The sequence below is a fragment of the Stenotrophomonas daejeonensis genome (assembly GCF_001431505.1).
Taxonomy (GTDB): Bacteria; Pseudomonadota; Gammaproteobacteria; order Xanthomonadales; family Xanthomonadaceae; genus Stenotrophomonas; species Stenotrophomonas daejeonensis.
In genome coordinates this window covers 1-26,346 of sequence record NZ_LDJP01000025.1, presented here as the reverse complement: position 1 = coordinate 26,346, position 26,346 = coordinate 1, and the positions used below count along the sequence as shown (strand labels likewise).

Genomic DNA, 26,346 nt, shown 5'->3' with positions numbered 1-26,346 from the left:
CTGAACCATCTGGACTCCGTTTGCCCCTCACCCCAACCCCTCTCCCGGAGGGAGAGGGGCTCTGAAGGCCGATCCCGGGCGCTGATCCAGCCATAACCGGAGACGAAAATGCGAACGGAATTTTTCACCGGGTTGAACACCCGGTTCGGTGGTCTGTGCCTGTCATCCCTGCTCGCCGGCCTCGCGCTGGCGGTGCTGCCCCTCGGGGCATCGGCACAGGAGGCCGCGCAGACGGCAGCCACGTTCGAGCGTGGCGACGTGGCGTGGATGCTCACCGCCACGCTGCTGGTGCTGATGATGGTGGTGCCGGGGCTGGCGTTGTTCTACGGCGGGCTGGTGCGCGCCAAGAACGTGCTGTCGGTGCTCAGCCAGGTGCTGGTGGTGTTCTCGCTGGTGCTGATGCTGTGGGTGGCCTATGGCTACAGCGCGGTGTTCAGCGACGGCAACACCCTGTTCGGGTCGTTCACGCAGTTTGCCTTCCTCAAGGGCTTCGCCCCCGATTCGGTCGGCAACACGCCGATTGCTGGCCTGCCGGACTACCTGTTCGTCGCCTTCCAGTCCACCTTCGCCGGCATCACCGCCGCACTGGTGGTCGGCGCCTTCGCCGAGCGCATCCGCTTCCGCGCCGTGCTGCTGTTCTCGGCGCTGTGGTTCACCCTGAGCTACATCCCGATGGCGCACACCGTCTGGGGCGGCGGCTGGCTGGGCGAGATGGGTGCCATCGACTTCGCCGGTGGCACCGTGGTCCACATCAACGCCGGCGTGGCCGGGCTGGTGGCGGCATGGTTCGTCGGCAAGCGGCTCGGCTACGGCCACGCCGCGCTCAAGCCGCACAACCTGCCGCTGACCTGGATCGGCGCGATGCTGCTGTGGGTGGGCTGGTTCGGTTTCAACGCCGGCTCGGCGGCCGCCGCCGATGGCGTGGCGGCACTGGCCTTCATCAATACCCTGCTCGCCACCGCCGCGGCGGTGCTGGGCTGGACCGGGCTGGAGGCCATCACCAAGGGCCACCCCTCGGCGCTGGGCGCGGCCTCGGGCGCGGTGGCCGGGCTGGTCGGCATCACCCCGGCCTGCGGCACGGTGGGGCCGCTGGGCGCCATCGTGATTGGTTTCGCCAGCGGCGTGGCCTGCGTGTGGGGCGTCACCGGGCTCAAGCGCCTGCTGCGTGCCGACGACACCGCCGACGTGTTCGGCGTGCACGGCGTGGGCGGCATCGTCGGCGCACTGCTCACCGGCGTGTTCAGCGCGCAGTCGCTGGGCGGCACCGTGGCGGACATGGACATCGGCCACCAGCTGTGGGTGCAGGCGGTCAGCATCGGCTTCACCGTGGCGTGGTGCGCGGTAGTCACCGCCTTGATCCTGCTGCTGGTGCGCGCGCTGGTCGGCCTGCGCGTCAGCGAGGAAGCCGAGCGCACCGGGCTGGACATCAGCACGCACGGCGAATCGGCCTACGAGAGCTGAGCCGATGGCGCGCGTGGGCCGGCTCGACCCCATCCACGGAGAGGCTTTGCACTATATTGGTGCAATGGACGCCGCCCACGCCGCCCCTTCATTGGAACAACTGGCCACGCCGCTGGTGTGGACCGGCACCGACGGACGCATCGCCGGTGCCACCCCGGCGTTCTGCCGCTGGCTGGGGGTGAGCGTGCGGCGCCTGCTGGGCCAGCCGCTGGCTTCGCTGGAGGTGCAGGACGACGCCCTCGCCAGCCGCCTGCTGGCCCCGGACGCGGAAACCATCCGCCTGCCGCGGCTGGCGCTGGCCCTGCCCGGCGAGGCGCCGCGCTTCGCCGACGGCTGGCTGAGCGCGCGGGAAGGCGGCTGGTTGCTGGAGGCGCATCCGGTGGACGAGTTTCCCACCGCCGACCCGGCGCAGGTGTTGCCGGGTGCGTTCAGCGCCGCGCTCAAGGGCCTGGCGCACGAACTGCGCAATCCGCTGGCGGGGTTGAAGGGCGCGGCCCAGCTGCTGGCACGCCGCGCCCACGGCCGCGACGTCGAGGAGCGCGAGCTGGTCGAGCTGATCGGTGTCGAGATCGAGCGCCTCAACACCCTGCTCGAACAACTGCTGTCGCCGGCCCCGCCGCGCCCGCACGCACCGCTGAACATCCATGCCGCGCTGGAGCGGGTGTTGCGGCTGGTCGAGAGCGAGGCCGGCTGGTCGCTGCAACTGCAACGCGACTACGACCCCAGCATCCCCGAGCTGCCCGGCGATGGCGACCGCCTCACCCAGGCGCTGCTCAACCTGGTGCGCAACGCCATCCAGGCCGGTGCCACCCGCATCACCCTGCGCACCCGCGTCGAGCATGGCCTGCGCATCGCCGAGCAACTGCACCCTCTGGCATTGCGGCTGGAAGTGGCCGACGACGGCCGTGGCGTACCGGAGGAACTGGCCGAGCACCTGTTCCTGCCGCTGGTCAGCGGCCGTGCCGAGGGCACCGGGCTGGGGTTGGCGCTGGCGCAGCAGGTGGCGCGCGAGCATCGCGGCACCTTGAGCTACCGCTCGCGGCCGGGGCACACGGTATTCACGGTGCTGCTGCCGCTGCCGGGCGTGGAGACAGGCGATGCTTGATGCGTCTTGCGACGAGGCCGCCCGTGTCTTCGCCCCCCGTAGGTCGGGAGCTTGCTCCCGACGAAAATTCCCCTCTTCGTTTTCGCGCAGAGCGGAGCCTGCTTTTGCTGCTGTTGTTGCTCGTGATTTTGCTCCTCGGCTTTTGACTTCCCCTGCCGTAAAGCGAGCCGAGCACCGCAGCGGGACGGGGGGCGAAGAGGCGCACGTGTCTGAGCGAAGCGAGTTGTGCGCCGCCCCCCCGGCCCGCGAGGAGCGCAGGGGACCGATGCGGCGCAGCCGCATCGGCTCGCGTCCGGCTGTGCTTTCTTTTGGTTACTTTTCTTTGCACAAGCAAAGAGGCGCTTTTTCAACAGCCGAATGGCTGGTCAAAGTGACTCGCTCCTGCGGAGCAAGAGTGAAAGCTCTGATTTCAAGCTCCTGCTTTGATTCTCGTCGTTGCTCCCGCTTTGGACTTGAGCGTTTCTGCGAAGATCCAAGAGTCAAGAGCTTTCGCTCCCTTGTCAGGGAGCGAGCTACTTTTCTTTGCTCGTGCAAAGAAAAGGTAGCCAAAAGAAAGCACGCCCTGCCTCCGCGCCCAACGCGCTACGCGCGTCGGGTCCACTCCGCCGCCGGGATTTTTCGACACGACATCCATGTCGTGTCGAAAAACGACGTGCATCCGTGCACGTCGCCCCTGCGGGGTCTTGTCCGTCGGCTCCGTCGCTGCGGAAGGGAACCCGAACGTCAAAAGCTGAAAGCAAAATCACGAGCAACAGCAACAGCAACAGCAACAGCAACAGCAACAGCAACAGCAACAGCAACAGCTGGCTCCTCTCGTGCCTGCAACGGCATGCATCCTGGCGGCCGAATCGCCCATCACTTGCGGGGGCGCAATGAAACCCACTGACACCCAAGCCCACACGCTCTGGGTCGTCGATGACGACCGCTCGGTGCGCTTCGTCCTCAGCACCGCCCTGCGCGATGCTGGTTACGCCGTCGAAGGCTTCGACAGCGCCGCCGCCGCGCTCGACGCACTCACGCGGCGCCCACCACCGGCACTGCTGTTCACCGACGTGCGCATGCCCGGCGACGACGGCCTGGTGCTGCTGGAAAAACTCAAGGCCGCGCATCCGCAGCTGCCGGTGATCGTGATGTCCGCGCACACCGACGTCGCCAGCACCGCCGGCGCATTCCGCGGCGGCGCCCACGAATTCCTGTCCAAGCCGTTCGATCTGGACGACGCGGTGGAACTGGCGCGGCGCACGCTGCCGGAGATGGGGGCCGCATCGCCGGAAACCACGCCCGCTCCGACGAAGCAGGCCGGCCCGCCGCAACTGATCGGCGACACCCCGGCGATGCGCGCGCTGTTCCGTGCCATCGGCCGCCTCGCGCAGGCGCCGTTGTCGGTGCTGATCAATGGCGAAACCGGCACCGGCAAGGAGTTGGTGGCCAATGCGCTGCACCGCGAATCGCCACGTGCACGCGGTCCGTTCGTCGCGCTCAATACCGCCGCCATTCCCGCCGAACTGCTGGAAAGCGAATTGTTCGGCCACGAAGCCGGCGCGTTCACCGGCGCCAGCAAGCGCCACGTCGGCCGCTTCGAGCAGGCCGATGGCGGCACCCTGTTCCTCGACGAAATCGGCGACATGCCGCTGCCGCTGCAGACCCGCCTGCTGCGGGTGCTGGCCGAAGGCGAATTCTTCCGCGTCGGTGGCCGCGAGCTGATCCGCGTCGACGTGCGCGTGGTCGCCGCCACCCACCAGGACCTGGAAACGCTGGTCGAACAGGGCCGCTTCCGCGCCGACCTGCTGCACCGGCTGGACATGGTGCGGCTGTGGCTGCCACCGCTGCGCGAACGCATCGACGACGTGGCGCAACTGGCCGCCACCTTCCTTGCCAGCGCCGCCCGCCGGCTCGACGTGCCGCGCAAGCACCTGTCCGCCGCCGCCGTGCAGGCGCTGCGCCAGCACGACTGGCCCGGCAACGTGCGCGAACTGGAAAACGTCTGCTGGCGGCTGGCCGCGTTGGCCGTGGCCGACGCCATTTCCGCCGACGACGTGCGCGCGGCGCTGGCGCGCGGCGGCCGTCGCCGTCCCGCCACCGCCGACGCCACCGCCACCACGCCCGAACAATGGGACCACGCATTGGCCGCATGGGCCCGGCAACGCCTGTCCGAAGGCGCCGGCGGCCTGCATGCCGAAGCGCGCGAGCGCATGGATGCCGTATTGCTGGAAGCGGCCCTGGCCTTCACCGACGGTCACCGCGGCGAAGCCGCCGCGCGGCTCGGCCTCGGCCGCAACACCATCACCCGCAAGCTCGGCTCCGGCCGCCGCCGCTGAGTGCCGCCATCCTGTCGCGTGAACGGGCCGTGTATGATCGGCCCCCGATGGAAACACAGCCTCCCTCTGCGGACATCACCGGCCTGATCCGGCGTTGGCAACATGGCGACCGTGAGGCCAGCGCGGTATTGGCCGAAGAGGTCTACCAGGAGTTGCACGGCATCGCCGTACGCCGGCTGGCGCATGGCGGGCAGGCGGGCCTGCAGGCCACCGAGTTGCTGCACGAGGCCTGGATACGGCTGTCGGCGAACCAGCATCCGTTCCAGTCGCGCGCGCATTTCTACGCGGTGGCGGCGCTGAAAATGCGCAACCTGCTGATTGACCTGGCGCGCATGCAGGCCAGCCAGAAGCGCGGTGGTGACCTGCGTCCGCTGACCCTGACGGTGACGCTGCTCGATCCCTCGCCGCAACCGGAGGACCTGCAGCTGATGGCCGAGGCCTTCGACCAGCTCACACGGATGGACGAACGCAAGGCGCAGGCGTTCGCATTGAACGAACTGGCCGGTTTCAGCATCGCCGAAACCGCCGAACTGCTCGATGTTTCCCCGGCCACCCTGCAGCGCGACCTGCGCTTCACCCGCGCCTGGCTCGCGACCCGCCTGTCATGTTGAACGCTGATGCGTGGGCCCGCCTGGGCGAACTGTTCCACCAGGCCACCGAGCTGCCCGAATCCGAGCGCACCACCTTCGTCCACGCCCATGCCGGCGATGACCCGGAGCTGCAGCGCGAACTGCTGGCGCTGATCGCCGCCGACACCGACGCCACCCGCCGCCTGCGCGATCCGCTGCAGCACGCGGCCGAGGCGACGCTACGCGCCAGCGACCCGGAGCTGCCGCCCGGCACCCGCTTCGGCCCGTGGGCGCTGGAGCGGGTCATCGGCAGCGGCGGCATGGGCCGGGTCTACCTGGCGCGCCGCGCCGATGGCGCCTATGAGCGCGAAGTCGCATTGAAGCGGGTGCGCACGCCGGCGCTGGATGCGCGCCGCCACGGCCATTTCGAATACGAATGCCGGCTGCTGGCGCAGATGCAGCACCCGGCCATCGCGCAGATCCACGACGCCGGCATCGAGCCCGACGGCCACGCCTGGCTGGTGATGGAATACATCCGCGGCCAGCCGATTTCGACCTGGTGCGACCAGCACGCGTCGAGCCTGCGCCAGCGCGTCGAACTGCTGGTCAAGGCCGGCGAGGGCGTGCAGCACGCGCACCAGAAGGGCGTGATCCACCGCGACCTGAAGCCCGGCAACGTGCTGGTCGGCAACGTCGATGGCCAGCCGCTGCCGAAGATCATCGACTTCGGCATCGCCGTGGAAACCGACGCCGAGGGCGAAGTATCCGGTGGCGGCACGCCGGGCTACATGAGCCCGGAGCAGGCCCGCGCGGGCAGCGAGGCCGATGCGCGCAGCGACGTCTATTCGCTCGGCGCGATGCTGCACGAACTGGCCTGCGGCGTGCGCCCGCAGGCCGGCACGGCGCTTGCCCCGTCGCAATGCCTGCAGGCGTTGCCGGCGCAGAAGCAGCGCGAGCTGGCCGCACTGCGCTCCACCACGCCGCGCGTGCTGCGGCGCGAACTGCGCGACGGCGTGGACGCCATCGTGCTCAAGGCGATGCAGGCCGAGTGCAGCGTGCGCTACGAATCGGTGTCATCGCTGCTGGACGACCTGCGGCGTTGGCTCGCGCACTATCCACCGCGCGCCGCAGGCCGGGTGCGCTGGCTGGCGGCGCGCAAGTTCGTGCGCCGCAACCGGTTGGTGGTATCCGCCACCGGCGTGGTTGCTGCCGCACTGGTCGCCGGCCTGCTGGTCACCAGTTGGTCCCTGCGGCAGGCACGGCAGGAAGCCGCACGGGCCAAGGTGACCTCGGACTTCCTCGCCTCGGTGCTGGACAGCGTGGACCCGGCGATCTCGCAGGACCTGGACAAGACCCTGATGCTGCGCGTGCTCGACGATGCCTCGAAGCGTGCGGGGCGGGAACTGGCGGCCTGGCCGGACATCCAGGCCGACGTGGAGCTATTGATCGCCATCAACCAGATCAGCCTGGAGGAATACGACCGCGCCATCGCCCACCTGCAATCCATCCGCGAGCTGGCCGCCAGCCGCCCGGACGCGCTGCGCTTCCAGCACCTGCGCGCGTTGCAGGTGCTGGGCGACGCCTACTTGTCCGCCGATCGCCTCAAGGAGGCACAGGCCACGCTCGACGAAGGCATCGCCCTGGCCGAGCGCAGCCAGCCCGAATACCGCTGGCTGCTGCTGGACATGCAATCCCGCCAATCCTGGGTGGCGCTCGCGCAGGGGCGGGCGGACGAGGCGCTGCGGCTGGCGCGCGGCGCCTACGAGGGCTTTGCGGCGTGGCCTGCCGGCGACGACAAGCGGCAGGATGCCACCCGGCGCTATGCCAACGTGCTGTCCTTCAGCGGCCATCACGACCAGGCCATGGCTCTGCTGCGCGAGGTGATCGGGCAGCACACACGCATCCGCGGCCGCGACCACCCGCTGACGCTGGCGGTGCGCCGCGACCTGGCGATCACTCACCTGCAACAACGCGATTTCGCCACCGCCGAGCCGGAGCTGCAACGGCTGGTGGCCGCCTACACCCGCCTTTACGGCCAGGACAGTGGTTACGTCGCCGGTGCCCGCGGCATGCTCGGCAGCGCCTTGCGCGAACTGGGCAAGGTGGCCGAAGCCGGCCCGCATTACCGCGCGGCGATGGAATGGCATATTGCCCACTCCGGCCCGGAAGCGTTTTCGTCGGTGGCCACCCGTGGCAACTACGGCAACTGGTTGCTGGCCGCCGGCCGTGCGCAGGAATCGGCGGACGAGCTGGGCAGCGTGCTGGAAATCGCCGAGCGCACCTTGGGCCGCAACAGCGCCGTCACCGCCGAAATCCTGCGTGGCCTGGCCGATGCCGAATTGGCGCTGGGCCGCCTCGCCGCCGCCCGCCAGCACGCCGCCGCGGCCTTGCAGGTGATGCAGGACATCTATGGCGAGCAGAATGAAGCGGCGCTGCGCGACATGCGTGAAACCCTGCAAAAAGTGGAAAAGGCCGGGCTGCAAGCCCAAGCGCACCTGTAATGCAATGGGCTCGCCCGTAGCGCCGGGCAAGGCCCAGCTGGCGCTTCCCCGGCCAAAGCCCCGGCCGGGCCTTGCCCGGCACTACGAAGAGCGGGCAAGTCCATGCCTGCAAGCGACACCGGGTGGCCCGGAGCGGACTTCCGCCGCCATGAATCCTGCCGTCATCCCCGGCACAATGCCGGCCGTCCCACCCGAGGAATCCCCATGCGCTTTCGCCTGCCCCTGCTGCCGCTTGCCGGCGCCACCTTGCTCGGCGCCTGCGCCACCCAGCCGCCTGCCGAGCCGCCCGCACCGCCCGCGCCACCTGCGGTCAGCACCGCGCAACTGGCCGAAGCGAACCTGGCACCGGCCTCGGCCAGCCTGGTCAGCGGCCGGCTGGCGCTGGTGCCGGAGGCCGGTGGCGTGCACATCACCGGCGTCATCGGCGGCCTGCCGCGTGGCCGGCAGGTCGCGTTCCACGTGCATGAAAAGGGCGACTGCAGCGCGGTGGATGCCGCCAGCGCCGGCGGCCATTTCAACCCGGCTGCGCAGCCGCATGGCCGTGCCGGTAGTGGCACGCACCACGCCGGCGACATGGACAACCTGCAGGCCGACGCCGCGGGCGTCGTACACATGGACATGCACCTGCACGGGGTTACCCTTGGCGGCGGTGCAGCCAACGACATTGCCGGCCGCGCGCTGGTGGTCCACGCCGATGCCGACGACTACCGCAGCCAGCCGGCGGGCAACGCCGGCGCCCGGGTCGCCTGTGGCGTGATCCGCGTCACCCGCTGAATGCGGCCACCCGCAAATCCAACCCCACAAGGGAGTACGACGATGCGCATGATCCATACCACCCTGTTCGCCGCCAGCGTGCTGGCCCTGAGCGCCTGCAAGCCGGGCACCGAGCCAACCACCCCGTCCAGCGATGCCGCCGACGCCGCCATCGAGGCGCCGGCCGCCGACCCGGCTGCGCCGCCGCCGATGCAGGCGCCGGTGGCCACCGCCACGCTGCAGCCCACCGAGGGCAACACGGCCGCCGGCAGCATTGCCTTCACCGTGACCGAAGATGGCCAGCTGCGCGCCAGCGGCGACATCAGCGGCCTGGCGCCGAACAGCGAGCACGGCTTCCACATCCACGAAAAGGGCGATTGCAGCTCGACCGACGGCAGCAGCGCCGGCGGCCACTTCAACCCGGGCAACGCCGACCACGGCAGCGTCGAGGCGGTGGTGCACCACGGCGGCGACATGCCGAACATCGTCGCCGACGCGCAGGGCAATGCCCATGTCGACGGCCCGGTGTCGAGCAACGTCAACGTCGGCAAGGGTGATGAATTCGACATCCTCGGCCGCGGCCTGATCGTCCACGCCGATCCCGACGACTACCACAGCCAGCCCACCGGCAACGCCGGCGCGCGCCTGGCCTGTGCGGTGATCGCCAAGGCCGAATAAGGCTCCCGCATCGGACAGTGCCGGCCAGTCGGCCGGCACCCTTGGTTTCCGGACTGCCCGGTAGCGCCCGGCCGTTGGTCGGGCGGCTCTCTGCCGGTGGAGCGACAGTGCCGACAATCACCAGGTAGTGCCGGCCGCTGGCCGGCATCCGCGGGATCGACGTCATGCGAGGCTGCCGGCCAGCGGCCGGCACTACCTGCTCAGCGCACCAGCAGCGCCTTCGCGTCCTGCCCGGCTTCCACGTGCACGTACAGCACGTCGATGCCATGTGCTTCGAGCACCGCGGCCATCTGCCGCTGGCGCATCAGGAACTGCTCGTAGATGCGCTGCAGGCGGTCGCAGTCGCCGTTTTCATGGCCGTAGTGCGCGCACCAGCCCGCCGGGTCGAACAGCGCCATGCGCGCCTCGCCCCCGGCATAGCGCAGCAGCGGTTCGGGCGCGGTTTCCAGCCATTGCTCCCCGGCCGGGTCGAACATCGCCGTCTCCAGCAGCGGCCACAGCGCGGCCAGGCCCTGGTTGTCGTACTGCATGGCCATCATCGCGGCCAGGTCGTTGACGGTGAAATAGCGGGCATGCTCGATGCGCGCGCCGAAGGCGTCCTGCGCCAGCAGCGCGGTGTCCGGCTGCGCCATGCCGTTGGCCAGCAGCACCTCTTCCAGCGCGTCGCGGGTCTCGCGCAGCAGCGCGGCGTCGTTGCCGGCCAGCACGAACGGCAGCACCCGCAGGCCGCCGCCGGCCAGCGTGGCGTCGGCCTGCAGGGGCAGCGGCACGTCGCCGGCGGCGTCGGCGCCGAAGGCCAGCTGGCGCGGGCCCTGGTTGCGGCCGGGCGCGCGCATCTGCAGCTCTTCCAGCCGCCGATGCACCGGCCAACCTGGGCGCAGCACCTCGGCCGGGTCGAAATGCGCCGCGGCCAGCACCAGGTCCAGGCCGCTGGCCTGCGGCACCAGTTTGGCCAGGTCGCGGCCGACCAGCGTGGCCAGCTCGCCGGCCTGCACGGACGACAGCGCGGCCGCCCGCGGCTGCTCGCCACCGGCCAGTTCCAGCGCCATCACGCCCAGCGCGTTCATCTCGGGATTGGGATTGCTCATCGTTTGCGGTTGGCCCGTCACGGGCTCGAAGCTACACTCAATGTCCATTATGCCTGTCGTTGCAGGCAGTTCCGTGCCAGTCCACTCCCCCTGCAGGTAACCGCATGTCCAGCGCCCGTCCCGTCGCCATCCTCGGTGGTGTCCGCATCCCGTTCTGCCGCCAGAACACCGCCTATTCGGACGTCGGCAACCTCGGCATGTCGGTACGCACCCTCGGCGCGCTGGTCGAACGCTTCGGCCTGCACGGCCAGCAACTGGGCGAAGTGGCGATGGGCGCGGTGATCAAGCACCCCAGCGACTGGAACCTCGGCCGCGAGGCCACGCTGTCCTCCGGGCTGTCGCCGCTGACCCCGGGCATCACCCTGCAACGCGCCTGCGGCACCTCGCTGGACAGCATCATCACCGTGGCCAACAAGATCGCGCTGGGGCAGGTCGAATCGGGCATCGGCGGCGGTTCCGACACTACTTCGGACGTGCCGATCGTCTACGGCAAGCAGCTGCGCAGCCGCCTGCTGGCCGCCAACCGCGCCAAGAGCACCGGCGACAAGCTCAAGGCGCTGGTCTCCGGCTTCAAGTTCTCCGAGCTCAAGCCGGAGTTCCCCGGCGTGGCCGAGCCGCGCACCGGCAAGAGCATGGGCGACCACTGCGAGGACATGGCCAAGGAGTGGAACATCAGCCGCGACTCGCAGGACGAATGGGCGGTGTCCTCGCACCGCAAGCTGGCCGCGGCCTACGAGCGCGGTTTCTTCGACGACCTGATCGCGCCGTTCCGTGGCGTGGAGCGCGACAACATCCTGCGCCCGGACACCTCGCTGGAAAAGCTGGCGACGCTGAAGCCGGCGTTCGACAAGACTTCCGGCCGCGGCACCCTGACCGCCGCCAATTCCACCCCGCTGACCGACGGCGCCGCCGCGGTGCTGCTGGCCTCGGAGGAATGGGCGCGCGCCCACGGCCACGCGCCGCAGGCGTACCTGCGCGACGCGCAGGTGGCGGCGGTGGATTTCGTCCACGGCGAAGGCTTGCTGATGGCACCGACCATCGCCGTGCCGGAAATGCTCAAGCGCAACGGCCTGACCCTGCAGGACTTCGACATCTACGAGATCCACGAGGCCTTCGCCGCGCAGGTGCTGTGCACGCTGCGCGCCTGGGAGAGCGAGGATTACTGCCGCACCCGCCTCGGCCTGGACGCACCGCTGGGCCGCATCGACCCGGACAAGATCAACCCGCTGGGTTCCTCGCTGGCCACCGGCCACCCGTTCGCCGCGACCGGCGCGCGCATCATCGCCACCGTGTCCAAGGAACTGGCCGAACGCGGCGGCGGCCGCGCACTGGTGTCGATCTGCACCGCCGGCGGCATGGGCGTGGTGGCGATCGTCGAGCGTTGATGCCCGACGTGTTATCCGCGAGCACCCCGTTGGGCTCGCTCCTTGCGGGCTATTGGCAGGCAGTGACATCTATGACGGTGTGAATTGCACCGTCGTTGAAGCGATAGAGATAGCGAATGACGCCCCCATGCGCGATGAAGTTCCTCCCTTCATCGACGGAACAGAGCGGCCCACTGCGTGCGTGATTGCGCATGAATTGAAGCGCCTGTTCATTGCTGACGCCGGCGGTGGCCAGTATCCGCTCCAGGAGCGTCCGGTCGTATTCGTATTTGGCCGTCATCGTGACGACGTTGCCTGCGGCAAACACGGTTTGGATGCTCATGTCCTGGTTCATGCGCATGGGCAGCATGGGCGCCATTTCGTCGGCCATGCGTCGCGCCATTGCGCAAACGTCCGTACCCTTGGGGCTGCAAGGGTTCTGTGCGGTCGCAATGGCGGGCAGCGTGAGCAACACAAGCAGCAAGCTGCGATGGATGCGATTCATCGGGTTCCTTCCCTTGTCAGATTTTCTCGTGCGCCTTGCCCAGCAGTGACAGCGCGCGGGTGATCGGCCATAGCAGGGCGGTGCCGATCTTGCGCCGGTAATGGACAATCGCCAGCAGGAGCATGACGAACAGCGCGTGGGCGATATAGACGGAGCTGATGTAGTTCTTGCGCAACGCCTTCAGCAGCGTCGGGTAGGTGGCCATCGCCCGTTGTTCAAGTTCATTCTGTTTCTGCCGCACTTCGAGGTCATGTGCGGCTTGGTCCTGCACGTCGCCACGATTGAGATAGCTGTCGAGATAGTCGTCCAGTACCTTGGGAAAACCGGGATCGTGGCGCTGGAACTGGCTTTGCATCTCGATTATTTGCATCCGCCCGGGCGTGGCATAGCCGATACCGCAACGGTTCGGACCATACCCGTAGATTTTTGTTTCCGGCCCGTCTGGGCAGCGCCGCATATAGTTCCCGACCTGGCGAAGGAGGCCGAAGCCGGGATTACGTAGCTGGATGATCAACGAAATCGCGGTTCGGTCCAGTGCGGTGACCTGCATTGGCTCGTACTGGAAGGATGGCTTCTGTGGCCAGAGGAATATCCAGCCGAGCAGGGCGGCCAGAGCGAGGCCAAGGTAGGACTTGAGCTTTTGCATGGTGGGCGGATGCGTTCCTTGCGAGGCCGCCGTATAGTGGAAACCGTCGCTTCAATGATTGATTGAATTGATGATTCAATCATGATGTGAATTGAGCTTCAACAAAGAATGCAAGCGGCGCTTCACCGTAGCCGCATGGACGAGAAGCAGCAGTTTTCCGAGCGTTTGAAGGCGGCAATGGCCGTGGCCGGGCTGGAAGCGCGGCCCGCGGTGCTGGAAAAACTGTTCAACCTTCACTACCGCGGCACGCCGGTGACTTACCAAGGTGTGCGGCGCTGGCTGACGGGCTTGTCCCTACCGGAGCAGGACAAGCTGGAACTGCTTGCCGACCTGCTGGGCACCGACGCCGATGTACTGCGCTATGGCAACAAGAAACGCGGGCAGGTTGCCGAGCGCAAGGCCGGGTGGACCGAGACAACGAACATCGACGACCGGCTCGCCATCGAGTTGTTCCTGCGCCTGCCGCAACGCAGCCGGCAGGCGGTGAGACAGGTCATTCAGGCGCTGGCGGACAAGCTTCCCTGACCTGGGATATCGGGAAAGAAACGTCGAGTTACGGTTACGGCGCTTGTCCCGGCAACCGCGGGAAACCATGCGCGTCGCGCTCCTCGGCCACCGCCTGATCCTGTATCTGCTGGCGCAGGTCGCGGCGTTGCAGGGGCTGCGGCGCCTGCCCGCGACGCTGGCGCAGGGCGTTGAGCAGGCACTGCCGGGCCAGCGCGTCCTCGCCGTTGGCGGCGAGGCCTTCGCCGAGTTCCTCCCATGCTTCGGCGCCCGCGCCCTGGGCGATGGCGCGGTGCAGGAAGTCCTCGGCCTGCGGCCATTGGCCCTGGCCGCGGGCCAGCCGTGACAGGGTCAGCAGCAGCGCCGGGCTGGACGGGTGGGTCTGCAGCCAGCGTTGCGCGCTGGCGCGGCGGGAGTCGAGTTTTTCCACCGGCAGTTCGCCGTACAGCGCGATCAGGCTTTCGTCCCAGCGGCCGTCCAGCGCCTGTTCGATGCAGTGCAGGGCGGCATCGTTCCAGTTCAGCGCGGCCGCGCGGCGGGCATAGTGCGCGATGGCCGCGGGCGTGGCGCGCAGCGGCTTGGGCAGCACTTCCCAGCGGCTGGCGAGGCTGTTGACGTCGCCGGCCTCGTCCAGCATCTGCAGGGCGAGCCGGGTTTCCAGCGCGGCCAGTGCGTTGGCCGGCAGCGCCTGCTGCTGGCGCAGTGCGCCGAGCTGGCCGTAAGCCTCTTCGGCGCGACCGGCGGCGGCCAGCGCTTCGGTGCGCAGGTACAGAGCGCGCGGCGGCAGCGGCTGGATCGCGGGCAGGTCGAGCACGTCGATGGCCTCCTGTGGGCGCTGCTGCTGCAGCCAGCGCTCGGCGCTATGCAGGGCGTGCAGGAGGGCGTCCACTTCGCCCAGTTGCTGCAGGTATTGGCCGGCGCCGGTGGTGTCGCCGCGTGCCTCGGCCGCGCGCATCGCCGCGACCAGGGCGATCGGCCGCGCCTGTTCTTCATCGGCGGCGCTTTGCAGCAATTTTCCGGCACGCTGCCACTGGCCGTTGTCCAGGGCCTGCAGGCCGTCGATCAGGCGCGCGCGGCCCTGCTTGCGGCGGTAGCGCGCCCAGCTGCGGAACGGCGCGCTGAGCAGCAGCCACGCCAGCCACAGCAGCAGGCCGGCGATCAGCAGCGCCAGCGCGGCCTGCGGCAGCGTGGCGATGTAGTCGTTGCCGCCGGCGCGCACGATCACCTCGCCGATGTCGCGGACCGATTCATGCCCCAGCCACTGCGCACCGGCGATGCCGATGGCGGCGACCAGCAGCGCGACCAGCAGTGAACGGAATGCCTTCATGGTGCCTCCTTCGCCTCGCGCATGCCGCGCAGTTGCTGCAGGGTGCTGCCCAGTTCAGGTGCGGCGATCTGCAGGTCGGCCTTGCCCAGTTCGTCCAGCAGCTGCCGTTGCTGCTGGCGCTGCGGAGTGTCCGGCCACAGCCGCAGCAGCCAGGCGTCCATGCGTTGCAGGGCCTGTTGCCAGGCGCCGGCATCGCCGCGCTCCAGCGCGGCGCGGGCCAGGCTCAGTTCGATCTGCAGGGCGTCGTGGGCGGCGATGCGCTCGGAACGGGCGGCCAGTACCTGCGGGTCGGCCGGGCGGATCTGCACCAGCGGCGACAGCATCTGCTGCCACCACGGTTGTTTGTCCGCGGGCGCCGCCTGCGGTTGCTCGGGCAGGGTGTCCAGTGCGGCGGCCCATTGTGTGAGTTGCTCCGCGCTGCGCGCACGGACGCCGGGGCCGAGCGCGTCGAGCGCGTTGCGCTCCTGCATCAGCGCCTGGCGCAGGTTGAGGTAACGGGGGCCGTCGAGGTCCTCCATCACCCCGGCGGCCAATGCATACAGCCGGCGCGCGCCATCGAGGTCGGCGGCGTAGACGAGGCGCTGCCGGGCCTGGACGAGCAGCAGCTCGGCCTCCTCGCGGCGCACGGCCTGGGTGCCTTCGCGCGAGTTGTCGGCAAGCCGGGCGAGGTTTTCCTCCAGCAGCGCGCTGCGCTGGCCGAGGCCGAGCACTTCGTCGCGCAGCACGCGGTTGGTGCTGGCCGCATCCTGTACGCCGCGCGCGGTGGCGCGCTGGTCGCGGCGCAGGTCTTCCACCGTCTTCTGCAGGTCGGCCAGCTGCCGGGCGGTGGTGGCGCGGGCCTGTTCGTCCTGCCGCTGCTCGGCCTGCCAGCCGCGCCAGAAGAACCAGCCGGCGGCGGTTGCGGCCAGCACCACCAGTACGGCGGCGAGCCAGCGCAGCGGAAGGCGGCGCGGTGGGGTGGGGGAGTCGTCGTTCATGGGGTACGCATCCTTGGCAGGCATGCCGCGGTGGTGGGCGGCGGCACGCGCTTCAAGCATCGCCCGCGACGCGGTACCGCTGCAAGCCGCGGACGTAGTGGCTTCAGTGGCCGGAAGGCCGGGCCGCAGCGTATGCGGCGGCGGCCAGTTGCGCCGGCAGCGGGCCAGCGGCGACGTGCACGTGGGCGAAGCCATGCGCGGCCGCCAGTGCGCGCAGCCGTTCGCTGGCGACGACGGCCGGCTGTTGCTGCCAGCGCTGGCGCAGGGTGGGGGGCAGTTGCGGCAACACGCGTTCGAGGGCTTCGCCGCTGCTCACTGCCAGCACCGCCGGGCCCGCCAGCGCCTGCAGGCGGGCGAGGGTGGCGGCCGGCAACGCCTGCGGCACGCGTTCGTAGACGTCCACACGCTGCAGCCGCGCACCGCGTGCCTGCACCTGCGCGGCGATGACGCCACGGCCGCCGGGGGCGGTGACCAGCGCCACCCATTTGCCCTGCAGGCCGGCCATCGCCGGCAGCGCCAGCAGGCCTTCGCTGTCCATCCGTGCCGGCGCCGATACGTTGCCTGCCCCATGGCGGCGCAGGACGCGGGCGGTGCCTTCGCCGACCGCGACCAGCGTGGCGGCTTCCCAGCGCTCCGCCGGCACCAGCCGCATCGCCGCGGTGGCCGCGGCCGGGCTGGTGAATACCAGCAGGTCGCCGGCCAGCGCCTGCAGCAGGGCATCGCGGGTGGCTTCGTCGTCGTGCAGCCGCAGGCGCCACGGCGAAACCGCCAGCGTGCGCGCGCCGAAACGGGCGGCGGCGTGGCGCAGCGCGGCGTGCTGGCCGGCGGGGCGCAGGGAGATCAGGTGCCAGGCCGGGGTGGCCGGCGCATAGGCACGGCTGTTCATTCGATGCATTATGCCGGGCGCTTTCCGTTTCGTGCCCCTTTACTTTCCCGCCGTCTTCCATGCCCGATACCGCCGACCTCGCCCCGCTGCTGCACGACCTGCAGACCACCCTCGCCGCCATGCCGCCGGTGGCGGCGATGGGCATCCGCATCGCCGGCTACGACAATGGCGCGCTGCGCCTGACCGCGCCGGCGGCGGCCAACGTCAACGACAAGGGCAACGCCTTCGGCGGCAGCCTGGCCTCGGTGATGACCCTGGCCGGCTGGGGGCTGGTGAGCCTGCGGTTGTCGCTGGCCGGGCGCGAGGCCGGGGTCTACGTGGCCGACAGCAGCATCCGCTACCGGGCGCCGGTCTATGGCGACCTGGAGACCAGCGCGCGCGCGGCGCCGGGCGAGGACTGGGAAGCCTTCCTCGAACAGTTCGACAAGCGCGGCCGGGCGCGGATGACGATCCGTGCGCAGATCGAAGGCGGCGCCGCTGAGCTGGAAGGACGCTTCGTCGCGCTGGCGAAGGGCTAGGATGGCGGCAGCTACCGGAGGATTCATGCAACGACGACTTTTCCCCTGCCTGATCGCGCTGTCGCTGCTGCTGTTGGCGATGACCGTGCAGGCCGCCGGCCTGAGCCGGGCCCAGCGCGCGAAACTGGCCCAGGCCCAGGAGGCCTACGTGGCGGCGGTGCGCTGGAGCGACTTCGAGGCCGCCGAGGGCTTCATCGACCCCGCCTACTGGCAGGAACACCCGTTGAGCGACCTGCAGCGCGAGCGCTACCGGCAGGTGCAGGTGTCCGGCTACCGCGAGCGTTCCAGCGGCGTCGGCGCCGATGGCATGATCGAGCGCCGCATCGAGATGAAGGTGGTCAACCGCAACACCCAGGCCGAGCGCACGGTGATGGTGAACGAACGCTGGCGCTGGGACGCGGAGGGCAAGCGCTGGTGGCAGGCGCAGGGGCTGCCGGACCTGTGGCAGGGGCAGTAAGCCGCGCCGGCCGCCGCATGGCTGGCTTGTGCGACAATCGCCGCCCGTTTGTCTGCCCGTGACCCGTGTGAATTACGAAGAGCTGCTGGCCTTCGCTGGCCGAAACCCGATGCTGTCGCTGGCCTTCGCCGGCCTGACCGTCGCCATCATCGTCACCGAGATCAAGCACCTGTTCCGTGGCTACAAGTCGCTCAAGCCGGCCGAACTGACCCGCCTGATCAATGCCGGCGAGGCGGTGGTGATCGACCTGTCGGCCAGCGCCGACTTCGAGAAGGGCCACATCGTCGGCAGCCGCAACGTGCAGCCGGCGCAGCTGACGCCGGCGCACAAGCTGCTGGCCACGGCCAAACAGTCGCCGGTGGTGCTGCTGTGCCGCAGCGGCAATACCGCCGCCACCGCCGCCAAGGCGCTGAAGAAGGCCGGTTTCGAGCAGGTGTCGGTGCTCGACGGCGGCATCGCGGCGTGGCAGGCCGCGGACCTGCCGCTGGTCAAGGGCCGCGGCTGAGCCTTCATTTCGCGTTCAGCCCTTGTATAGGGCGGAAGCCGCCCCCATCGCTGGTTCTGGCAACAATCCCATTCAACGAACAAACCGTTCTGGAGTCCTGGAAAATGTCCGAAGAGAACAACAACGCCGCCGCCGTCCCGGCCGAAACCGCCAACGGCCCGGCGTTCACCGTCGAGAAGATCTACGTCAAGGACGTTTCCTTCGAATCCCCGAATTCGCCGGTCATCTTCAACGAGAACGTGCAGCCGGAGCTGCAGCTGAACCTGAACCAGAAGGTGCAGCGCCTGTCCGAGAACGCCTTCGAGGTGGTGCTGGGCGTGACCCTGACCTGCAAGGCCGGCGACAAGACCGCCTACGTGGCCGAAGTGGAGCAGGCCGGCGTGTTCGGCCTGATCGGCCTGGAGCCGCAGGCCATCGACGTGCTGCTCGGCACCCAGTGCCCGAACATCCTGTTCCCGTACGTGCGCTCGACCATCAGCGAGCTGGTGCAGGCCGGCGGTTTCCCGCCGTTCTACCTGCAGCCGATCAACTTCGACGGTCTGTACGCCGAAACCCTGCGCCAGCGCCAGCAGCAGGCCGAAGGCGCCTCGCTGGCCGACTCCGAGCCGGCCGGCAACGCCTGATCGGCGCTGCGCGTTAACGGATGAGTACGACCGACGCGGAAAAGATCGCCGTCCTTGGCGCGGGCTCTTGGGGCACCGCGCTGGCCAGCCTGCTGGCCCGGCACGGTCACCCGACCGTGCTGTGGGGGCGCGACGCCAACGTCATCGAGGCGATCGACCAGCGTCACGAGAATCCCCGGTATCTGCCGGGGATTCCGCTGCCCGGGTCGCTGCGCGCCAGCACCGACCTGGCCGCCACCGTGGCCGGCGCGCGCTGGATCCTGGTGGTGGTGCCCTCGCACGCCTTCACCCAGACCGTGCGCACGCTGGCGCCATTGCTTCCGGCCGGTGCCGGCGTGGCGTGGGCGACCAAGGGTTTCGAGCCCGGTTCCGGCCGCTTCCTGCATGAAGTCGCGCGCGAAGTGCTGGGCGCCGACGTGCCGCTGGCGGTGGTCACCGGCCCGTCCTTCGCCAAGGAGGTCACGCTGGGCCTGCCCACCGCGATCACCGTGCACGGCGACGATGCCGCCTTCACCCGCGAAGTGGCCGAGGCCATGCACGGCCCCGCGTTCCGTGCCTATACCGGCGACGACATGGTCGGTGCCGAGCTGGGCGGGGCGATGAAGAACGTGCTGGCGGTGGCCACCGGTGTGGCCGACGGCATGCAGCTGGGCCTGAATGCCCGCGCCGGCCTGATCACCCGCGGCCTCAACGAAATGCTGCGGCTGGCCGCGGCCATCGGCGCCAAGCCCGAGACCCTGATGGGCCTGGCCGGGCTGGGCGATCTGGTGCTGACCAGCACCGGCGACCTGTCGCGCAACCGCCGGCTCGGCCTGGCGCTGGGGCGCGGGCAGAGCCTGCCGGAGGCGGTGAAGGAAATCGGCCAGGTGGTCGAGTCGGTGCAGACCGCCGACGAGGTGATGCGCCAGGCCGCCCGCCACGGCATCGACCTGCCGATCTCGCAGGCGGTACAGGCGGTGCTGCACGGCGAACTCAGCCCCACCGACGGCCTCAAGCAGCTGCTGGCCCGCGAACAGAAACCGGAATACCCGGAAACGCTGTTCAAGTAGGGATCGGCGACGATCAAAGAGAAGCCCGGCATTGCCGGGCTTTTTTATCTCCGGTCCACGGCCTTCCGTATCGTGGGTGCGGGGCTTGCCCCGCGCGGGGGCTTTCCCGGTGAAGTATCCGTAGATGCGGGGCTTGCCCCGCATGGGCGGTTGCCGGGAAAGCCTCATGCGGGGCAAGCCCCGCATCTACGCGGAACGCGGCGGGCAGGAAAAGAAAGAGCCCGGTCGGGGAGGACCGGGCTCCGGGGGCGCGGGGGAGAGAGAGCACGCGCCTTTGAAACGATGTCGCTTACCAGGTGAAGCGCGGGCCGACGAACCATTCCTTGTCGCCGCCCTTGCCCAGCTTCACTTCGCCGCTCACGCCCCAGTTGGCGTTGAACTTGGCGGCGGCGCCGACGCGGCCGTAGAACTCGCCGTCCGGGTCATAGCCGTTCTTCTTGCTGTAGTCCTCGTAGCCGGCCAGCGCATAGCCTTCGATCATCGGGGTGAAGGCGGTACGCACGCCGACCTCGGTGCTGTAGCCGTTGAAGGTGCTGCCGTACTGCGGGTCGAACTTCTGGTAGGCCACGCGGGCCAGCAGGTCGGTGTTCGGGGCAATGCCGTAGTTGTAGCCCACGCCCAAGCGCCACTGGTCGAGGTCGACCTTGCCGAAGTCGGTTTCCTGGGCGCTGTAGCTGCCGAAGACGTGGAAGTTCGGGTGCACCGCCACCGAACCCTTCACCGCCCAGCCATCGGCGTCGCCGCCCTTGGCGTCGGTGTTCACGTAACCACCTTCCACATGGTTGTAGGACAGGCCGTCGGTGGCCGAAGCGGCGAACGGCAGGGCGGCCAGCAGGCCGAGGGCGATCAGGGAAGTCTTCATGTTGGTCTTGCCTTTTTGTTTTGGTTTTATCGCCCCGGGCGGAGACTGCGGGCCCGGTCGACAGGTGTGAATTATCCGTTAGCCAACGGAATTGACCCTGAATATAAAACTGACCAGTACATGAATTAAGCGTGGCGCTCGGGAACTTGTGCCGCGGTGATGCGTGCGCGCACCGCGGCACCGGAATGGCACTGGCCCATCAGTCGAAACGGAAGGCGGACAAGGTGGTTTTCATCACCTCCTCCGAATAGACCTTGCGGCCCACGCCGCCGCTGCCCGCACCGGCGGCGACCAGCAGCGGCAGCAGGTGTTCCTCGGCGCCCGGCGGGTGGCTGTCGCGGGCGTGCGGTGCCTCGGCCCACTGCCGCAGCAGGGCCTCGCGCTGCGGCGTTTCGCTTTCCACCGCGGCGGTCAGCCATGCGTCGAACCGCGCCGACAGCGGTGTGTAGCGCGGGTCGCCATAGCCGCGCATGTTGTGGAAGCTCATGCCGCTGCCGACGACCAGCACGCCCTCGTCGCGCAGGGTGGCCAGCGCGCGGCCGGCGGCGATGTGTGCGGCCGGGTCGAGGTCGCGGCGCAGCGACAGCTGGACCACCGGGACGTCCGCCTTGGGGAACATCAGCTTGAGCGGGATGAACACGCCGTGGTCATGGCCGCGCACCGGGTCGATGCGCGTCGGCGTGCCGGCCTGCCCCAGCAGCTGCGCGATGCGCCCGGCCAGTTCGGGCTGGCCGGGGGCCGGATAGGTCAGTTCATAGGTATGCGCGGGGAAGCCGCTGTAGTCATGGATCAGCGGCGGCCGGGCGCTGCCGGTGACGCTGAAATCCCGTTCCAGCCAATGCCCGGACACCAGCACGATCGCGCGCGGTGTCGCCGGCAGGGTCGCGGCCACGCCCTTGAGGAAGGCGGCCATGCCGTCCCAGGTATCGGCCGGGTTCCAGTCCATGAAGAAGCAGGGGCCGGCGCCGTGGGGGACGAAGAGGACGGGCATGCGCGCGCTGTGCGTCGCGGTACTGGAAGTGAGGTTGGTGTTCATGACCGGCAGTATGGGTTCTGTCCCATCGGGAGAGAATCAGCTGGATTCGATGAACACTTGACACCACGGGTGTTAGATTGCCGGTATGGACCGGATCACCAGCATGCGCGTGTTCGTGCGTGCCGCCACCGATGGCAGCCTCTCGGCGGCCGCGCGCCACCTCGGCATGTCGCCGGCGATGGCGACCAAGCACGTCAATGCGCTGGAGGCGCGGCTGGGGGTGAAGCTGTTCCACCGCAGCACCCGGCGGCTGGCGCTGACCGAGACCGGCAACGACTACCTGGAAGCCTGCCGGCGGATCCTGCCGGAGATCGACGAGGCCGATGCCGCGGCCGCCTCGCGGCGGGTCAAGGCCAGTGGCCTGCTGCGGATGAACGTGCCGCTGTCGTTCGGCCATTGCTTCGTCGCGCCGCTGATGCCGGCCTTCAGCCAGCGCCACCCGGAAGTGACGGTGGAGCTGGGCCTGAGCGATGCCGGGCTCGACCTCGTCGCCGGCAACTGGGACCTGGCCATCCGCATCGGTCGTCTCGCCGACAGCCCGCTGCAGGCGCGCAAGCTGGGCGACAGCCCGATGCGGGTCTGCGCCTCGCCCGGCTACCTGGACCGGCGCGGGGTGCCGCGGCGCGTGGCCGAGCTGATCCAGCACAACTGCCTGGGCTACACGCTTTCGGGCACGCAGGGCCGGGACAGCTGGCGCTTCGGCGCCAGTGGTGAGTTGCGCGTGCCGGTCGGCGGCAACCTGCTGGCCAACAACGGCGATGCGCTGGTGGCGGCCGCGGTGCGCGACCAGGGCATCATCTACCAGCCCGAGTTCATCGTCCGCGCCGCGCTGGCCCGTGGCGAGCTGGTAATGCTGGAACTGGACAAACCGCCGGTGGAGCTGGGCGGCATCCACGTGCTGTACCCGCCGGACCGGCGTCCGCCGGCCAAGGTGCGGGTGATGATCGATCATCTGGTCGAAGCCTTCGCGGCCACATCGGAAGGTGGCGCGGCACACTCCAGCGACAGCAATGCCACCGCCGGTGCGCGTGGCGATCACATCGCCGGATAATTCGGCCCGCCACCACCCTGCGGCGTCACCCACACGATGTTCTGGGTGGGGTCCTTGATGTCGCAGGTCTTGCAGTGCACGCAGTTCTGCGCGTTGATCTGCAGGCGGGTGTCGCTGCCTTCGCCGACGAACTCGTAGACACCTGCCGGGCAGTAGCGCGCCTCCGGGCCGGCATATTCGGGCAGGTTGATCCGCACCGGCACGCTCGGGTCCTTCAGCGTGAGATGGCTGGGCTGGTCCTCTTCATGGTTGGTCGAGGACAGGAACACCGAGCTGAGCCGGTCGAAGCTCAGCACGCCATCGGGCTTGGGATAGTCGATCCTGGCGTGTTCGCTCGCCGGTTCCAGGCATTCATGGTCGGCCTTGCTGTGGTGGAGGGTCCACGGCGGGTTGCGGATGCCCAGCTTCGGCAGCAGCCATTGCTCGATGCCGGTCATCAGCGTGGCGATCTTGCTGCCCTTCTTGAACCACTGCTTGAAGTTCTTCGACTGCAGCAGCTCGGTCTTGAGCCAGCTGTTCTCGAATGCCTGCGGGTATGCGCCCAGCTCGTCGCGCTGGCGGCCGGCGGCCAGCGCGTCGAACGCGGCCTCGGCGGCCAGCATGCCGGTCTTGATCGCGGCGTGGCTGCCCTTGATCCGCGAGGCATTGAGGTAGCCGGCCTCGCAGCCGACCAGCGCGCCACCCGGGAACACGGTCCTGGGCAGCGACAGGATGCCGCCGGCGGTGATCGCGCGCGCGCCGTAGGCGATGCGCTTGCCGCCTTCCAGGTGCCTGCGGATCGCCGGATGGGTCTTGAAGCGCTGGAACTCCTCGAACGGGCTCAGCCACGGGTTCCTGTAGTCCAGCCCGACGACGAAGCCGATGGCGACCTTGCCGCCTTCGGCGTGGTACAGGAACGAGCCGCCGTAGGTGTCGCTGTCCAGCGGCCAGCCGGAGGTATGCACCACCAGCCCCGGCTCGTGCCTGGCCGGGTCGATCTGCCACAGCTCCTTGATGCCGATGCCGTAGGCCTGCGGGTCGCGGCCTTCGTCGAGCTTGAAGCGCTCGATCAGCTGGCGGCCGAGGTGGCCGCGCGAGCCCTCGGCGAAGATGGTGTACTTGGCATGCAGCTCCATGCCGCGCTCGAAATTCGGGCCCGGGGTGCCATCCTTGTGGATGCCCATGTCGCCGGTGGCCACGCCCATCACCGCGCCATTGTCGTCGTACAGCACCTCGGCGGCGGCGAAGCCCGGGAAGATCGCCACCTCCAGCGCCTCGGCCTGTTGCGCCAGCCAGCTGGTCACTTCGCCGAGGCTGACGATGAAGTTGCCCTTGTTGTGGAAGCAGCCGGGCAGCAGGACATTCGGGGTGCTCCTGGCGCCGGTTTTGCTCAGGAACAGGAATTCGTCGCGGGTGACGGCCTGCTTCAATGGCGCGCCGCGCTCGGCCCAGTCCGGGAACAGTTCGCCGAGCGCGCGTGGGTCCATGATCGCGCCGGACAGGATGTGCGCACCCGGCTCGGAGCCTTTCTCCAGCACGCACACCGACAGCTCCTGCCCCTTCTCCACGGCCAGCTGGCGCAGGCGGATGGCCGTGGCCAGCCCGGCCGGGCCGGCGCCGACGATCACCACATCGAACTCCATCGCCTCGCGCGGCGGAAGGATGGGGGTGGTTTCTGTGTTCATGCGAAGACTCTTGGCTAGGGGCCGGTGACGGCCTGGCGACAGCTGGAAGCCACCATTTTCACCGACCCTGCCGTGATCTTCCAATTTTGCGGCGGCAGGCGTGCATTCCGTATCCCGGCAGGAGGGGATGCGGCCGATGCCGGTGATGCGGACAAGGCGGCTCAGGAAGCCGCCACTATCGGCGAGCGGTCATCTGAATCAGTCGTGCTACCGATGGTGTCGGTTCGGGTGGAGCGTCAGGCGGTGGTGCCTATGCCATGCCCGCCCACCGGTGAAGTCTCGATGCGCTGCTCGAAGCCCGCGATCAATGGCCTGCCCTTTGCGATGGCGGCCTGGACCGACGGCAGCGACAATGAAGCCTCATGGCTGGCCCGACTGTCCCAAGCCTCGGTGATCCATATCGCGTCCGCGTCGGCGGGATCCTGCGCGACGATGTAGCTCAGGCATCCGGGCATCCCCGAGACGCCGTCCAGCAGGATCGAGATCAACGCATCGCGTTGGCCGGGAACCGCCTTCAATTTTCCGATCAGGCCGTACATTGCGGCTCCCGTTGTCCGTGTGGCAGCAGCCGGCAGTGCGAATGCCGTGGTGCCGACTGCGGCCATTGCAAGGAAATGTCGTCTGTCGAGTGTCATCGTGAGCCGCCTGATGCATGGAGTGGGCCGGAATTTATCGAGAACCGAAGGCTGCGCTGCAAGAAGTGCAGAGAAGATTCGCGTTGATCTCACGTAGGCGAAGATCGCCAGAAGCAAAGCCGCGGCGATCAGGTATGGCATGAGGTTCGCAATGTTCTCTCTCATGGGGCCTAACGCCTGAATTAAGCCGCGCCGAGAGTGGCGAGGCGTTGCGCTAGCGTAGCGCAAGCGCACAAGCCGAGGCCACGAAACGGCGTCGGCTTGAACGAATTGTTAGCCGCGGCCCTACGCAATGATTGCAAGGACTACGGCGATGAGAACGATAGGGCTGAGCCAGAGTAGCCAGCGCGCTAGAGACAGTTTGCGGCGGGTAGCGACCGGGTAGAACGGCTTTGGGCATTCCGTGTCAAACAGAATCTCAATGATTGCCGTTGAGTTATTGGCGCTTGTCCCACGTTGAGCGCCCAAGTAGGCGTAGTAGTCCGGGTCAACCGAAGCGAGGTCATTCAGCGCACTTCTGGCGATCAGGTAGTAGATGGCCGCGTAAACGGCAGCAGCACTGATGGCGAGTCCAGGCGAGATCATTGTCTGTAAGCGGCTAACGCCTGAATTAAGCCGCGCTGCGATAGCAGCGTCGGCTTGAATGAATTGTTAGACGATAGATGAGCGAAATGCTCCAATGTACAACCATAGATGGATAAATAATCCACGTATAAATGGGTATGAAATAAGTGCAATGCCAATAAACAGCCACCCTGGCTCTCCGCCAAGGGTGAAAGTGATCCCTGCAATAAAAGCCACAAATAGTGCGGCTGCGGCAATGATGGCATTGGCCAATATGTTGATGTAATTTTTTGTGGCGCAGTTTGGGCAATTTACGCGCCATACGTTCCATGAGCCAAAGCAAGCGCGGACAATATTGGATATGCTAATGCGTTTGTTGCATTGGGAGCATGTGCCATGGTGTACAAATGCCATTTGTCTAACGCCTGAGTTAAGCCGCGCCGCGAAGCGGCGTCGGCTTGAATGAATTGTTAGACCGCTACTAGCGATTACGCTGAATGAGCTTGTCGCCGGGCGGCAGAACAAGTGGAATTGTGAATCTGACCTTTGTGATTGCAACTTGCTCAACGCCAGAATCATTCTTTTTGCCGAGTGAAATGCTGCCAAGGAAAACTCCGATTCCCTCGGACGAACCGGCTTTGTCCGTTGACGTCAGGCCGACATCAAAAACGACCTCTTGCGGCATTACATGGCTGTAGTA

The 26,346-nt window shown here is 68.3% G+C and carries 26 protein-coding genes; 15 read left to right on the top strand and 11 right to left on the bottom strand.

Annotation, left to right across the window (positions count from 1 at the left end; genetic code table 11):
• The first annotated feature begins 108 nt into the window (after nucleotides 1-108).
• The 7 genes from ABB34_RS05205 to ABB34_RS05175 all read left to right on the top strand — a co-directional run bounded on the left by ABB34_RS05205 (nucleotide 109) and on the right by ABB34_RS05175 (nucleotide 9,385).
• Nucleotides 109-1,461: an ammonium transporter gene (locus ABB34_RS05205; RefSeq protein WP_057640195.1), complete on the top strand. Its 1,353-nt coding sequence runs from the start codon at nucleotides 109-111 to the stop codon at nucleotides 1,459-1,461.
• A gap of 64 nt (nucleotides 1,462-1,525) precedes the next feature.
• A complete protein-coding gene (locus ABB34_RS05200) occupies nucleotides 1,526-2,566 on the top strand; it encodes a two-component system sensor histidine kinase NtrB (protein ID WP_057640194.1) in 1,041 nt (346 codons plus the stop codon).
• An 872-nt stretch (nucleotides 2,567-3,438) separates the two neighbouring features.
• The gene (gene ntrC / locus ABB34_RS05195) at nucleotides 3,439-4,884 is read left to right on the top strand and encodes a nitrogen regulation protein NR(I) (protein WP_057640193.1); all 1,446 of its coding nucleotides are present in this window, start codon (nucleotides 3,439-3,441) and stop codon (nucleotides 4,882-4,884) included.
• 47 nt (nucleotides 4,885-4,931) lie between these two features.
• Complete coding sequence (locus ABB34_RS05190) at nucleotides 4,932-5,495, top strand: ECF-type sigma factor (RefSeq protein WP_057640192.1); 564 nt, start codon at nucleotides 4,932-4,934, stop codon at nucleotides 5,493-5,495.
• On the top strand, nucleotides 5,489-7,954 hold the full coding sequence (locus tag ABB34_RS05185) for a protein kinase domain-containing protein (protein ID WP_057640191.1): 2,466 nt from the start codon (nucleotides 5,489-5,491) through the stop codon (nucleotides 7,952-7,954). The genes ABB34_RS05190 and ABB34_RS05185 overlap by 7 nt, the downstream gene beginning before the upstream one ends.
• Nucleotides 7,955-8,158: 204 nt before the next feature.
• Complete coding sequence (locus ABB34_RS05180) at nucleotides 8,159-8,728, top strand: superoxide dismutase family protein (RefSeq protein ID WP_057640190.1); 570 nt, start codon at nucleotides 8,159-8,161, stop codon at nucleotides 8,726-8,728.
• Nucleotides 8,729-8,770: 42 nt separating this feature from the next.
• Entirely contained in the window at nucleotides 8,771-9,385 is a 615-nt protein-coding gene (locus ABB34_RS05175) for a superoxide dismutase family protein (RefSeq protein WP_057640189.1), read from the top strand.
• A 200-nt stretch (nucleotides 9,386-9,585) separates the two neighbouring features.
• Here the strand turns inward: ABB34_RS05175 and ABB34_RS05170 are convergent, their stop codons facing one another.
• A complete protein-coding gene (locus ABB34_RS05170; protein ID WP_057640188.1) occupies nucleotides 9,586-10,473 on the bottom strand; it encodes a hypothetical protein in 888 nt (295 codons plus the stop codon).
• A 104-nt stretch (nucleotides 10,474-10,577) separates the two neighbouring features.
• Here ABB34_RS05170 and ABB34_RS05165 point away from each other — a divergent pair, with 104 nt between their 5' ends.
• Nucleotides 10,578-11,858 carry an acetyl-CoA C-acetyltransferase gene (locus ABB34_RS05165; RefSeq protein WP_057640187.1) on the top strand — a complete coding sequence of 427 codons (1,281 nt, stop codon included), beginning with the start codon at nucleotides 10,578-10,580 and terminating at the stop codon, nucleotides 11,856-11,858.
• Between the two features lie 49 nt (nucleotides 11,859-11,907).
• Here the strand turns inward: ABB34_RS05165 and ABB34_RS05160 are convergent, their stop codons facing one another.
• On the bottom strand, nucleotides 11,908-12,342 hold the full coding sequence (locus ABB34_RS05160; protein ID WP_152979509.1) for a hypothetical protein: 435 nt from the start codon (nucleotides 12,340-12,342) through the stop codon (nucleotides 11,908-11,910).
• Between the two features lie 16 nt (nucleotides 12,343-12,358).
• Nucleotides 12,359-12,988, bottom strand: a complete 630-nt coding sequence (locus tag ABB34_RS15145; protein WP_152979508.1) for a hypothetical protein — start codon at nucleotides 12,986-12,988, stop codon at nucleotides 12,359-12,361.
• A gap of 135 nt (nucleotides 12,989-13,123) precedes the next feature.
• On the opposite strand from ABB34_RS15145, the gene ABB34_RS05145 reads away from it, so the two are divergent.
• On the top strand, nucleotides 13,124-13,513 hold the full coding sequence (locus tag ABB34_RS05145) for a hypothetical protein (protein WP_057640183.1): 390 nt from the start codon (nucleotides 13,124-13,126) through the stop codon (nucleotides 13,511-13,513).
• Nucleotides 13,514-13,547: 34 nt separating this feature from the next.
• Here the strand turns inward: ABB34_RS05145 and ABB34_RS05140 are convergent, their stop codons facing one another.
• The 3 genes from ABB34_RS05140 to ABB34_RS05130 all read right to left on the bottom strand — a co-directional run bounded on the left by ABB34_RS05140 (nucleotide 13,548) and on the right by ABB34_RS05130 (nucleotide 16,682).
• Nucleotides 13,548-14,819, bottom strand: a complete 1,272-nt coding sequence (locus ABB34_RS05140) for a heme biosynthesis protein HemY (protein ID WP_057640182.1) — start codon at nucleotides 14,817-14,819, stop codon at nucleotides 13,548-13,550.
• Entirely contained in the window at nucleotides 14,816-15,796 is a 981-nt protein-coding gene (locus tag ABB34_RS05135; protein WP_057640196.1) for a uroporphyrinogen-III C-methyltransferase, read from the bottom strand. Before ABB34_RS05135 ends, ABB34_RS05140 begins: the two co-directional genes overlap by 4 nt.
• A 103-nt stretch (nucleotides 15,797-15,899) precedes the next feature.
• Entirely contained in the window at nucleotides 15,900-16,682 is a 783-nt protein-coding gene (locus ABB34_RS05130) for a uroporphyrinogen-III synthase (protein WP_057640181.1), read from the bottom strand.
• Nucleotides 16,683-16,741: 59 nt separating this feature from the next.
• On the opposite strand from ABB34_RS05130, the gene ABB34_RS05125 reads away from it, so the two are divergent.
• From ABB34_RS05125 to ABB34_RS05105, 5 genes are all read left to right on the top strand, one after another.
• Nucleotides 16,742-17,200 (top strand): YiiD C-terminal domain-containing protein, encoded by a 459-nt coding sequence (locus ABB34_RS05125; protein WP_057640180.1) that lies wholly within the window; start codon nucleotides 16,742-16,744, stop codon nucleotides 17,198-17,200.
• A 25-nt stretch (nucleotides 17,201-17,225) separates the two neighbouring features.
• Nucleotides 17,226-17,657, top strand: a complete 432-nt coding sequence (locus ABB34_RS05120) for a hypothetical protein (protein ID WP_057640179.1) — start codon at nucleotides 17,226-17,228, stop codon at nucleotides 17,655-17,657.
• Nucleotides 17,658-17,724: 67 nt separating this feature from the next.
• Nucleotides 17,725-18,162 (top strand): rhodanese-like domain-containing protein, encoded by a 438-nt coding sequence (locus ABB34_RS05115; protein ID WP_057640178.1) that lies wholly within the window; start codon nucleotides 17,725-17,727, stop codon nucleotides 18,160-18,162.
• 104 nt (nucleotides 18,163-18,266) lie between these two features.
• Complete coding sequence (gene secB, locus ABB34_RS05110) at nucleotides 18,267-18,785, top strand: protein-export chaperone SecB (protein ID WP_057640177.1); 519 nt, start codon at nucleotides 18,267-18,269, stop codon at nucleotides 18,783-18,785.
• Between the two features lie 20 nt (nucleotides 18,786-18,805).
• Complete coding sequence (locus ABB34_RS05105) at nucleotides 18,806-19,834, top strand: NAD(P)H-dependent glycerol-3-phosphate dehydrogenase (RefSeq protein ID WP_057640176.1); 1,029 nt, start codon at nucleotides 18,806-18,808, stop codon at nucleotides 19,832-19,834.
• Nucleotides 19,835-20,123: 289 nt separating this feature from the next.
• Here the strand turns inward: ABB34_RS05105 and ABB34_RS05100 are convergent, their stop codons facing one another.
• Together ABB34_RS05100 and ABB34_RS05095 are read right to left on the bottom strand one after the other, a co-directional pair.
• Nucleotides 20,124-20,696, bottom strand: a complete 573-nt coding sequence (locus tag ABB34_RS05100) for an OmpO family porin (protein WP_057640175.1) — start codon at nucleotides 20,694-20,696, stop codon at nucleotides 20,124-20,126.
• 199 nt (nucleotides 20,697-20,895) lie between these two features.
• Nucleotides 20,896-21,687 (bottom strand): DODA-type extradiol aromatic ring-opening family dioxygenase, encoded by a 792-nt coding sequence (locus tag ABB34_RS05095; RefSeq protein WP_245625407.1) that lies wholly within the window; start codon nucleotides 21,685-21,687, stop codon nucleotides 20,896-20,898.
• A 130-nt stretch (nucleotides 21,688-21,817) separates the two neighbouring features.
• Here ABB34_RS05095 and ABB34_RS05090 point away from each other — a divergent pair, with 130 nt between their 5' ends.
• The gene (locus ABB34_RS05090) at nucleotides 21,818-22,783 is read left to right on the top strand and encodes a LysR family transcriptional regulator (protein ID WP_083490073.1); all 966 of its coding nucleotides are present in this window, start codon (nucleotides 21,818-21,820) and stop codon (nucleotides 22,781-22,783) included.
• On the opposite strand, the gene ABB34_RS05085 is transcribed toward ABB34_RS05090, so the two are convergent.
• From ABB34_RS05085 to ABB34_RS15525, 3 genes are all read right to left on the bottom strand, one after another.
• On the bottom strand, nucleotides 22,768-24,447 hold the full coding sequence (locus ABB34_RS05085) for an electron transfer flavoprotein-ubiquinone oxidoreductase (protein ID WP_057640173.1): 1,680 nt from the start codon (nucleotides 24,445-24,447) through the stop codon (nucleotides 22,768-22,770). The genes ABB34_RS05090 and ABB34_RS05085 overlap by 16 nt on opposite strands.
• A 236-nt stretch (nucleotides 24,448-24,683) precedes the next feature.
• Entirely contained in the window at nucleotides 24,684-25,247 is a 564-nt protein-coding gene (locus tag ABB34_RS15660) for a putative quinol monooxygenase (RefSeq protein ID WP_245625406.1), read from the bottom strand.
• An 880-nt stretch (nucleotides 25,248-26,127) separates the two neighbouring features.
• Nucleotides 26,128-26,346 (bottom strand): hypothetical protein (locus ABB34_RS15525; protein ID WP_211258162.1); only part of this gene is annotated, 219 nt, incomplete at its 5' end.